The organism is Streptomyces sp. NPDC041068, from assembly GCF_040647455.1.
GTDB lineage: Bacteria > Actinomycetota > Actinomycetes > Streptomycetales > Streptomycetaceae > Streptomyces.
Genome location: NZ_JBEZCG010000013.1, coordinates 305,669 through 316,323, shown reverse-complemented (window position 1 = coordinate 316,323; position 10,655 = coordinate 305,669). Strand labels below are relative to the sequence as shown.

The window sequence follows — 10,655 nt, the reverse complement described above, 5'->3', positions numbered from 1 at the left end:
CCGTGACACGCGACTCGTCACGGGGGCCTTCGGCACGGAAGCGCGAGACCACCACGGCGACGATGCAGAGCGCGATGACCAGCCTCCGCCCGGAAGAAGGCGACGTAATCCAGCAGCGGACAGGGGGAGTCGTCGCTGCGGACCACAGCCGTTCCGTGGGGTGGGGCCGGGCTCAGTCGACCGGCTTGCCGGGCTCGTCGTGCGTGGAGCAGTGGATGCCGCCACCGCCGGAGGCGATGGTGTCGATCCGGACCGGCACGATGTCGCGCTTGGGGAAGTGCTCCTGCAGGATGCCCTCGGCCCGCTTGTCGGCCTTCCTGTCCCCGAACCTGGGCATGAACACCGAGTTGTTGGCGACGTAGAAGTTCGCGTACGTCGACACGAAGTCGTCGCCCTCGCCGGTGATCTCGTACAGGTCGGGCTGCGGCAGATCGACGATCTCGAAGGGCCGCCCCTTCGCGTCGGTCGCCTTGCTGAGCACGGCCTTGGCCTGGTCGGCCGCCCGGGACCAGGAGTCGGCGGGCGTGTCCGGGTGCGCCCTGTCGAGGAGCACCACGCCGGGCCCGGTGAAGCGGACGAGGCTGTCCACGTGCGCGTCGGTGATGTCCTGGCCGCGCACGCCCGCCAGCCAGATCACCTTCTTGATGCCCAGGGTCTGCTTGAGCTCGGCCTCGATCTGCTCCCGGCTCTTCCCGCGGTTGCGGTTGTCGTTGACGATCGAGCTCTCGGTGATGAGGAGCGTGCCCTCGCCGTCGGTCTCGAAGGAGCCGCCCTCGGAGACCAGGGGCGCCTTCCTGCGCGGGATGTCGTACTTCTCCAGGAGGGCGCGGCCCACCTCGGCGTCGTTGGTGTGCTCCTGCTTGTTGCCCCATCCGTTGAAGTTGAAGTCGACGCCCGTGACCTTGCCGTCGTCCTCGACGAAGACGGGCACGGTGTCGCGGGCCCACAGGTCGTCGACGGCCAGCGGGATCACCTCGACGTCGCGCCCGCACGCCTTCCGGGCGGCCTTCACCTGTTCGGGCCGGGCCATCATCACGACGTACTCGTACTCCGCGATGGCACGGGCGATACGGGCGATGTCCTCGCGTACGTAGGGAAGGTCCTCCTCCCACACCGACTCCAGGGCGGGCCACGACATGAAGGTCCGCGCGTGGCTCTCCCACTCGGCACCCATGCGGAGCCCTTCGGTGGCTGCGGCTTCGGCGCCGGGACCGCACGCGGAGCCGCCGAGGACGACGGCGCCGATTCCGGCGAGGCCCCGGAGGGCCGAGCGGCGGGAAGGGAAGAGGGAGGACACGGTGAGCTCCGATCGTGTGAGGTCAAGCTAGCCGTCGCCGTGGTGCGGCGCGCGACGAGCGCCCGCCTCGGCTCTGCCGCTCGTCTGATCTCGACTGTGACACGGACTGAAAATTCAGTCAAAGAAGGTTCGGTCGTCAGTCGTACGAGATCACTGGGCAGGGAACGGGCCGGTAGGGTTCGGACGCATGGCGCCTCGCACCACTCAGATCCTGGAAGCTGCCGCACGGCTCATCGCCCGTCGCGGCGTGCGCGGCCTGCGCGTCGAAGAGCTCGCCGCCGAGGCGGGCGTCTCGACCGGGCTCATTTACTACCACTTCAAGGACCGCACCGGGATCCTGCGTCACACGCTGGAGTTCATCAACGACCGCGCCGAGCGCTACACGACGGACCGCGCGGCCGACGCCGAACCGCTCGCCCCGCGCGAGGAGCTGGAGGAGATGCTCCTCCTGGAGCTGCAGGACGCCCCGGAGGTCAGGGAGAACAGCTCCGCCTGGGGGGAGCTGCGGGCGAGCGCGGTCTTCGACGAAGTGCTGCGGGAGGACCTCGCGAGGGCCACCCTGGTGTGGGTCCAGGAGGTGGCGGCCCTGCTCGGCCGGGTGCGGCCCATGGCCCCCGCGCCCGCCTTGGCCGCGGCGGGGGAGCGGCTCACCGCCCTGCTCGAAGGGCTCAGCATGCGCTGGCTCAGCGGCGGACTGCACATCGACCACGCGCGGGACCTGATGCGCGGCGCCATCGATGCCGAGCTGGCGCTGCTGGGGGAGAAGTAGTCGGCCACGACTGAAAATCCAGTCAGTGGCGTGCCGGTCCATGAAGCTGCGGTTCGGGTGCGGCCTGGCCGAGTTCCCCCTTGTGGGCGCCGGGCGAGGGCGTTACGCAGGGGCCTGTTTCACCGCTCAATAAGGTTAGGCTAACCTCTGCGGCGTGCATGTAGGCGATGAGACCACCGCGGCCACGGGCCCCCAAGGTCATGAACTCTCGGCCACGGGCGTCACCGTGGCGTACGACGGCGTCGACGTCGTCCACGACGCCTCGATGACGCTGCGGCCGGGCGAGGTGACCGTCCTCGTGGGCCCGAACGGCAGCGGCAAGTCCACCCTGCTGCGCACGCTCGCACGGCTGCAGCGCGCCAGGGCCGCCACCCTCGTCATCGACGGAGACACCGACGGCCTCGCCCTCGGCCCCCGCGAGTTCTCGCGCCACGTCGCCCTGCTCACGCAAGGGCGCCCCACCCCCAGCGGCCTGACGGTACGGGACGTCGTCGAGTTCGGGCGCTACCCGCACCGGGGCCGCTGGGGCAAGGCCGACCCCGGCGGCCGGGCCGCCGTCGACCGCGCGCTCGCCATGACGGGCGTCGAGGACCTCGCCGAACGCGGGGCCGAGCACCTCTCCGGCGGACAGCTCCAGCGCGTCTGGCTCGCCGGCTGCCTCGCCCAGGAGACGGGCGTACTGCTGCTCGACGAGCCGACGAACCACCTCGACCTGCGCTACCAGGTCGAACTCCTGGACCTCATGCGGGACCTGGCGGACGACCACGGGATCGCCGTCGGAGCGGTCCTGCACGACCTCGACCAGGCCGCCGCCATCGCCGACCGGATCCTCCTCCTCGACGCGGGACGGATCGTCGCGGACGGCGAACCCGAAGACGTCCTGACGCCGGAGCGGCTCACCGACACGTACGGCATCCGCATCGAAGTCGACTCCGACCCCCTCACCGGCCGCCTGCGCACCCGCGCCATCGGCCGCCACCACTCGCGAAGCGAAAGGCTCAGCACCACCTCATGAGACGCCTCCTGATCACCGCGGCGGCCGCCACCACCGCGGCCCTCGCCCTGACGTCCTGCGGCACCACCGAGCCCGCAGCCGACGACGCGAAGAAGAACGCCGAGTCGATCACCCTCACCGACGGCACCGGCACGAAGGTGAAGCTGAACGGCCCCGCCAAGAAGGTCGTCGGCACCGAGTGGAACGCGGTCGAGAGCCTGATATCCCTGGGCGTCGCCCCGACCGGCGTCGCCGACGTCAAGGGCTACAAGACGTGGGACACCGCCGTCCCGCTGAAGAACGACCCCAAGGACGTCGGCACGCGCGGTGAGCCGAGCATGGACACCATCGCGTCCCTGAAGCCCGACCTGATCGTCGCGACGACCGATCTGCCGGCCGCCGCAGTGAAGCAGATGCGCAAGATCGCCCCGGTCATCAACCTGCGCCCCGCCGACGCCGCGGACCCGATCGGCCAGATGACCGAGAACCTCGACCTCCTGGCCAAGGCCACCGGCACCACCGAGCAGGCCACGAAGCTCAAGAAGGACTTCGAGGCGAAGCTCGCCGAGGGCAAGAAGAAGCTCGCCGACGCCGGACGCGGCGGCGCGAAGGTCGCCTTCGCCGACGGCTACGTCACCGGCAACCAGACCTCGATCCGCCCGTACACCAGCGGTTCGCTGATCGGCGCCGTCAACGAGAAGCTCGGCCTGAAGAACGACTGGAAGGTCAAGGGCGACAAGGCGTACGGCCTCGGCTCCACCGACGTCGAGGGCCTGACCGAGCTCGACAAGGACGTGCAGTTCGCCTACATCGGCAACGACGGCGACAAGGGCAGCAACCCCTTCACCGGCGTCCTGAAGAAGGACAAGGTCTGGACGTCCCTGCCGTTCGTGAAGAAGGGCGACGTGCACCGGCTGCCCGACGGCATCTGGATGTTCGGCGGCCCCGAGTCGATGAACAGTTACGTCGACTCGGTCGTCGAGGCGCTGAAGAAGTAACACCATGGCCGTCACCGCAACCACCCCCGCCACCCGTCCGTCGACAGCCGCCGCTCGTACGGGCGCGGCCGCGGTGACGGCCGCACTGGTTCTCCTCGTCGCGGCCCTCGCGGTCGTGGACATCACACAGGGCACGGCCGCCGTCGGCCCGTCCGAGGTGTGGAAGGCACTCACCGGCAGCGCCGACACCTCCGACGCGTCCGTCGTCATCGCATCGCGGCTGCCGCGGATGACCGCCGGACTGCTCGTCGGCGCCGTGCTCGGCATGGCGGGCGCGGCCCTGCAGGCGGTCAGCCGCAACGTCCTCGCCTCGCCCGACACGCTCGCCGTCAACGCGGGCTCCTACGTGGCACTCGGCATCGCGGCCGCCACCGGAGTCTCGCTGCCGTTCCTCGCCTCCTCCGGCATCGCCTTCGTCGGCGGCCTCGCAGCGGCGGCCGTGGTCCTCGGCCTCTCGGGGCTCGGCGCGGGCACGGTGCGGCTCGTCCTCGCGGGCAGCTCCCTGACCCTCGGCCTCCTCGCCGTCACCGAGGGCCTGCTCCTGCTGTTCCCGCACGAGACGGAGGGCCTCTACAAGTGGAACCAGGGGAGCATCGCGCAGAACGGCTTCGACGGTGTCCTGCAGATGCTGCCGATCGCCGTCGTAGGCCTGGTCGGTCTCGTCCTGATCGCCCGCAGGGTCGACGCGCTGGCCCTCGGTGACGACGCCGCGCACGGCGTCGGTGTGCCCGTCCGCTCCACCCGCGTCGTCGCCGTCGTGCTCGCCGCGCTGCTCTCCACCGCCGCCGTCACCCTCGCCGGGCCGGTCGGCTTCGTCGGCCTGTGCGCGCCCGCCCTCGTCCGCCCGCTCGCCCGCAGGTTCCGTGCCTTCACCCGGTCCCGCGCGCGGCTGCCGTTCGCGGGCCTGACCGGCGCGGCCCTGGTGCTCGGCTCCGACGTGCTGCTGCGCGCCGCCGTGCCCTCGGACACGGCGGTCGCCGTACCGACCGGCGTCGTCACCAGCCTGGTCGGCGCCGTCTTCCTGATCGTCATGGCCGCACGGGCCAAGGACACGGCGGGCGCTGCCCCCGCCGACCGGCTGCGCATCCGCAGCAGGACCGTCTTCGTCGTCACGACCGTCGTCCTGGTGGCCGTCCTGATCGGCTTTGCCGTCGCCGCCGTACTCATCGGCGACAGCAAGCTGCTCCTCGGCGACGTGGTCAACTGGGCGCAGGGCAGGGCCGGTCAGACCGTCTCCTTCGTCCTGGACACCCGGGTGCCGCGCGTCACCGCCGCCCTCCTCGCGGGAGCCGCCCTCGCCCTCGCCGGCACGCTCATCCAGGCCGTGACGCGCAACCCCCTGGCGGAACCGGGCGTGCTGGGCGTGACCAACGCCGCCGCGGTGGGCGCCGTCCTGCTCGTGACGACCGTGCCCACCGCCGGTTCGTGGAGCATCGCGGCGGGGGCTTTCGCGGGCGCCGCGATCGGCTCGGTCATCGTCTTCGGACTCGCGGCGCGGGGCGGATTCCAGCAGAACCGCCTCGTCCTCGTCGGCTTCGGCGTCGCCACCGGTTCCGCGGCGATCATCAGCATGCTGATCATCCTCACCGACCCGTTCAACGCGACCAAGGCGCTCACCTGGCTCGCGGGCTCCACCTACGGGCGGACCCTGCCCGACGTGGTGCCCCTCGCGATCGTGCTCGTCGTGAGCCTGGCCCTCGCGGTCACCCGGCGCACCGAACTCGACCTGGTCTCCCTCGACGAGGACACGCCGAGACTTCTCGGCCTGAACCTGAGCCGCGGCCGCCTCGGCTTCCTCGTCCTCAGTGTCCTGCTGAGCGCCACGGCCGTGGCCGCCGCAGGCACGATCGGCTTCGTCGGCCTCGTCGCACCGCACGCGGCCCGCGCCCTGGTCGGGCGTCAGCACGTGCGGGTGGTGCCGGTCGCCGTGCTCCTCGGCGCGATCCTCGTGTGCACCGCCGACCTGGTGGGCCGCACGGTGATCGCACCGGCCCAGCTGGGCGCCGGGCTCATGACGGCCGTGATCGGTACGCCGTACTTCCTCTACCTTCTCGTGCGCAGCCGCCGATAGGGGACGACGTCGGGACGGCTCACGGCCGGAAGTCGCCCACGCCCGAACGCCGGAGCGGCGGAGCGCACGCCTCACACAGGCCGGAAGCCGGGCGGCGCCCTGCCCGGGATGACCGATGTGGTCGTCCCGACGTTCGACGAGGGCGACCGGGCCGACGAGGTGATCACGGGCGACGGCGACAACAACGCACTCGACCACTCCGACCACCGCACGGTCGGAGCCCGTGTGCACTACTGACACGCCCGCGTGCACTCCTGGCACCCATGAGCCGGGCGCCCGGAGGGCAACGTCCCCTCCGGGCGCCCGACTTGATCAGGTGCCGCTCGCGGGCGTCAGACCCGGTCGGCCGCGATCAGCACGTACTGGAAGGACCTGTCCTTGTAGGAGTTGATGAACGCGTCCTCGATCCCCGTCACCAGTGACGAGGTGGCCCGCAGCTCCCAGTACGGCAGCGTGTCGGGCGTGAGGTCGATGACGGCCTGCGGCACGAGGCGGTTGTCCGCCATGGCGCGCAGGTACTCCCGGCGCGAGTGGATGTTGCACTCGAAGTGCGCGTTGATCTGGGAGACCCACTTCGAGGGCTGCCCGTACCGCGGATTCCAGCAGCCGGTGATGGTCACGTAACGACCGCCGACCGCGAGCACGCGGGAGTGTTCGGCGAAGAGGTCGTTCAGGTCGACGTACATGCTCGACTCGTTGTTCCACGAGGCCGCGGCCTGCCCGGTCTCGAAGGGCGTGGCGAGCATGTTGCAGACGCGGGCGCGCACATGGTCCTGGATACGGAGTTCCTGGGCGCGCCGGTTGGCGAACTCGGCCTGCTTGGCCGAGAGGGTGACGCCTTCGACCGAACATCCGAAGCGCTGGTGCGCCATCACCATCGAGCCGCCGCGCCCGCAGCCCGCGTCCACCAGGGTGTCGTCGCTCCCGATGTCACCGAGGTGCTCCAGGAGCAACTCCGCCTGAGCGGACTCCAGTCGGTGCAACTCCGCGATCAGCTTCTTCTCGCTCTCGCTGTCCTCGGGATGGCCGAGGGCGGCGTGATCGACCTCCCCGATGCCGTAGTGGTGGTGGTAGAGACCGTCGACATCGCCGAGACGCAGGTTCACGGGCCGGGCCTCCCCGTCCCAGTAGCGGGCGATGTCCCCCTGGTAGGGCGTCGCCGGGCCGGGGATCCGCAGGGGAGTACCGGTGGAAGTGGCGCTGAGTTCGGTGTGGGTCACAGAGGAATCCATTCTCTTACCAGAAGTCGGGCAAGCTGTAGCGATAGGTGTTGGTCCGGTGCCAGTAGTGGTTGCCGTCGACCCACGCGGCCACGCCGCGCAGGAAGCGCTGCACGCTCGGGACGGGGCAGGCGGCGGCGAGGGACGCGGCTTCGCTCTCGAAGTCGTGCATGAGGTCGTTGTGGACCTCGACCGACTTCAGATACGCGTCCCGGTCGGAGAGTCCCTCACGTTCGGCGATCACGACGGGCAGGTTCAAGTGCCGCCCGGGAGCGTCGAGTTCCTTCGTGTACGAGTACAGGTCGTTCACGATGGTCGTCGCGTTCCCCGCGAGTGCGATGACCTTCTGCATGGCCGGCTGGGCGTGCAGGTCCATCGGCAGTTCGTAGCCGCCGACGGTGTCGGTGATGGTGGGGCAGGGGCGGAAGTTGTTGAACTGGCGCATCGCCAGGTACTCCCAGACCTCGGGTACGTGGTCCAGCTGGGCCCAGGCGGCTTCGGCGAGGTAGCCGAGGTGCAGCCGTGCCATGTCGTGCCGGAACCGGTCGGCCTGGGAGGGGGTGCCCATCCGGACGAAGTACTCCATGGCGGAGCGGTAGGCGCGCCGGGGCGCGTCCGCGTGGAGGGACTTCGCCCACCCCGGCTCGTACTCCCGCGTCGTGTGCAGGGGGTCGAGGGCGGTATGCGCGAGGAGCAGGCGTTCGCCGAGGCCGACGGGCGAGCCGCCGTGGTCCTCGCAGTAGCAGTCGTCCACGGCGTTCTCGGCCACCATCAGGCGGGTGGCGATCATCAGGTGGTCGATCGTGGGCGCGTCCGGATGGCAGGCGACCATGTAGCGGCCCACGGAGAAGCCGTCGAACTGGTCCTCCCAGTCCTCTGGATACAGGGAGACCTCGTCCAGTGCCCAGGACTTGATCCTGCGGCTGACCTCCTCGACGCGCACCGGGTCGGGGGTGGGGACCGGGTGGTGGTAGAGGCCGGGGATGGGTGTGCCTTCCTCGGCGGCCGCCGACGCCTCCGGGAGCGGCGGGGTCTCCTTGCGCGGAGTCAGGTGCAGCCCCTCCGTGCCCAGGCCGCTGGGGCCGCGCAGGATCCGTGCCAGGTCGGCGTCCGGCACGGGGACGGTCGGTGCGGCCAGGGCGGGCGCCGAGGGCATGGACGGCGGCTCGGGCACGGACGGCCGCTCGGGCACGCCCGTCGGTGAGGGCACGGTGGGTGGTCCGCCGAAGGCGGCCGTGATGTCGCAGGCGCGGGCCGCTGCGTCGGCGAGGACATGTGCCCCGAAGCGGGCAGCGGCCTGAGGCAGGCTCGACTGCGGTGGTGTCGGATCGGGCGCGGGCATCCAGGGCTCCTTGGTGGGGTGGGCGACCGGGGCCACTACCTGGGCCAGCGGGCGATCTGCACGTTCTCCAGGACGCCGACCGCGTCCGGCACGAGGATGGCGGCGGAGTAGTACGTGGTGACGAGATAGGACGTGATGGCCTGTTCGTTGAGCCCCATGAAGCGGACCGAGAGCCCCGGCTCGTACTCGTCCGGCAGGCCGGTCTGGTGCAGACCGATGACGCCCTGGTTGTCCTCGCCCGTACGCATGCACAGGATCGAGCTGGTCTTCTCCTCGGTGATGGGGATCTTGTTGCACGGGAGGATCGGCACCCCGCGCCAGGCGGGCACCTGCTGACCGCCGAGGTCGACGTGGTCCGGGTAGATCCCGCGCGCGTTGAACTCGCGCCCGATCGCCGCGATCGTCTTGGGGTGCGCGAGGAAGAGCTTGGAACCGCGGCGCCGGCAGAGCAGTTCGTCCAGGTCGTCCGGGGTGGGCGGCCCGGAGTGCGGCTGGATGCGCTGCTTGAAGTCGGCGTTGTGGAGCAGGCCGAACTCCCGGTTGTTGACCAGCTCGTGCTCCTGGCGCTCCCGCAACGCCTCGATGGTGAGCCGGAGTTGCTCCTTCGTCTGGTCCATCGGGCCGTTGTAGAGGTCGGAGACCCTCGTGTGGATCCGCAGGATGGTCTGCGCGACCGAGAGTTCGTACTCGCGCGGCTTGAGTTCGTAGTCGACGAACGCGCCGGGCAGCGCGTGCTCGCCGGTGTGGCCGGCCGACATCGCGATCTCCGCCTCGCCGCGATGGTTCTGGCGGCGCTGGGCACGCGACCTGAACTCCTCCAGGTGCTCCCGCAGTCCGGGCGCCATGGAGAGCACGGCCGCGAAGTCGGCGCGCGACAGGGTCAACAGGGTGCCCGAGGTCTCGGCGGTGGCGGTCTGCTCCCACCGGGCGTCCTCGTCCAGCAGGGTGTGCTCGCCGAACTGGTCGCCGTCCGCGAGCACGTCCAGGGCGACCTCGTCGCCGTAACTGCCCACGGTGGTCTGGCTGATGCGACCGTGGGCGATCAGGTGCAGCTGGTCCGCGGGCGCCCCGCGCACGACCAGCGTCTCGCCGACCTCGAAGTCGCGCTGGACGCACCGGTCGGCGATGGCCGTCAGCACGTCCACGTCGTCGAAGCCGCGCAGCACGGCCAGTTCGCCGAGTTCGCGGGGGATGACCCGGACCGTGGCGCCGTCCTGGACGAACTCCACGGTCCCGTCGCCGACGGTGTAGTTCAGGCGGCGGTTCACCCGGTAGGCGCCACCCTTGGTCTCCACCCAGGGAAGCATCCTCAGCAGCCAGCGGGAGGTGATCTCCTGCATCTGCGGTGCGGACTTCGTCGTGGTGGCGAGGTTGCGGGCGGCCGCCGTGCCCAGGCTGGATTGCCGGGGCGGCTCGAGGCGTGTCTCCGGGCTCGAGTCAACAGTCATCGGGCGAGCTCTCCTTGGTAAAAGCAATACTCACGTATGCGGACGTCAATGGACGTAGCCAGGCAACAGTGGAGAAAGGTGGTATGTGACGGGGAATCCGTCGAGATCCAGCGGAACAGTAGTGGCCGTTTCGCCCGCCGGGCCAAGGAAAGCCGTGGACATTAACTCGATACGATGATCGCGCCCGCGCGATGTTTGCCCGGGTACCGGCAGGATTCAGCCGTGATTGGCGGCGCCTTCCGGCACTCCCGCCGGGTCGTCCACGGTGCGCGACCGATGGCCCCGGGGCCCGCCGAATCCCCGTACACCAGGGCCGTCACGGGCGATCGAGCCGACGGGCCGGGTCCCGCCCGCTGCCGCATCCCTCCACATGCGTCACTGCGGACCTCGAGGCGCGACGTCAGAAACGCGACGGAACTCGGCCGGGGCACGGCACGCCTTGCTCCATACTCCGTGGACCACCGGTGCGGGCAGGCGCCGGGCGAGGTGGCGGACCCGCGTCGCGGGGGAGCCGAG

Annotated in this window: 9 protein-coding genes; 5 read left to right on the top strand and 4 right to left on the bottom strand. The window is 70.6% G+C overall.

All coding sequences use genetic code 11. The annotated features are described in order from the left end of the window. Positions 1-172: 172 nt before the first annotated feature. On the bottom strand, positions 173-1,297 hold the full coding sequence (locus AB0B50_RS29565; protein ID WP_362338518.1) for an agmatine deiminase family protein: 1,125 nt from the start codon (positions 1,295-1,297) through the stop codon (positions 173-175). A 187-nt stretch (positions 1,298-1,484) separates the two neighbouring features. Here AB0B50_RS29565 and AB0B50_RS29560 point away from each other — a divergent pair, with 187 nt between their 5' ends. The 5 genes from AB0B50_RS29560 (at position 1,485) to AB0B50_RS29540 (ending at position 6,366) form a co-directional block, all read left to right on the top strand. Beyond that, positions 1,485-2,066 carry a helix-turn-helix domain-containing protein gene (locus AB0B50_RS29560; RefSeq protein ID WP_362338515.1) on the top strand — a complete coding sequence of 194 codons (582 nt, stop codon included), beginning with the start codon at positions 1,485-1,487 and terminating at the stop codon, positions 2,064-2,066. 154 nt (positions 2,067-2,220) lie between these two features. Further along, the gene (locus AB0B50_RS29555) at positions 2,221-3,081 is read left to right on the top strand and encodes an ABC transporter ATP-binding protein (protein ID WP_362338512.1); all 861 of its coding nucleotides are present in this window, start codon (positions 2,221-2,223) and stop codon (positions 3,079-3,081) included. Next, entirely contained in the window at positions 3,078-4,058 is a 981-nt protein-coding gene (locus AB0B50_RS29550; protein WP_362338509.1) for an iron-siderophore ABC transporter substrate-binding protein, read from the top strand. The genes AB0B50_RS29555 and AB0B50_RS29550 overlap by 4 nt, the downstream gene beginning before the upstream one ends. 4 nt (positions 4,059-4,062) lie before the next feature. Then, positions 4,063-6,129, top strand: coding sequence for an iron ABC transporter permease (locus AB0B50_RS29545; RefSeq protein ID WP_362338506.1), 2,067 nt, complete (start codon positions 4,063-4,065; stop codon positions 6,127-6,129). 108 nt (positions 6,130-6,237) lie between these two features. Next, a complete protein-coding gene (locus tag AB0B50_RS29540) occupies positions 6,238-6,366 on the top strand; it encodes a hypothetical protein (RefSeq protein ID WP_362338503.1) in 129 nt (42 codons plus the stop codon). Between the two features lie 95 nt (positions 6,367-6,461). Here AB0B50_RS29540 and AB0B50_RS29535 read toward each other — a convergent pair whose 3' ends face one another. The 3 genes from AB0B50_RS29535 to AB0B50_RS29525 are packed head-to-tail and all read right to left on the bottom strand — an operon-like array spanning position 6,462 to position 10,139. Then, positions 6,462-7,349 carry a geranyl diphosphate 2-C-methyltransferase gene (locus AB0B50_RS29535; protein ID WP_362338500.1) on the bottom strand — a complete coding sequence of 296 codons (888 nt, stop codon included), beginning with the start codon at positions 7,347-7,349 and terminating at the stop codon, positions 6,462-6,464. 16 nt (positions 7,350-7,365) lie between these two features. Continuing rightward, positions 7,366-8,691: a family 2 encapsulin nanocompartment cargo protein terpene cyclase gene (locus AB0B50_RS29530; protein WP_362338497.1), complete on the bottom strand. Its 1,326-nt coding sequence runs from the start codon at positions 8,689-8,691 to the stop codon at positions 7,366-7,368. Between the two features lie 35 nt (positions 8,692-8,726). Then, a complete protein-coding gene (locus AB0B50_RS29525; RefSeq protein WP_362338494.1) occupies positions 8,727-10,139 on the bottom strand; it encodes a family 2B encapsulin nanocompartment shell protein in 1,413 nt (470 codons plus the stop codon). Between the last annotated feature and the right edge of the window lie 516 nt (positions 10,140-10,655).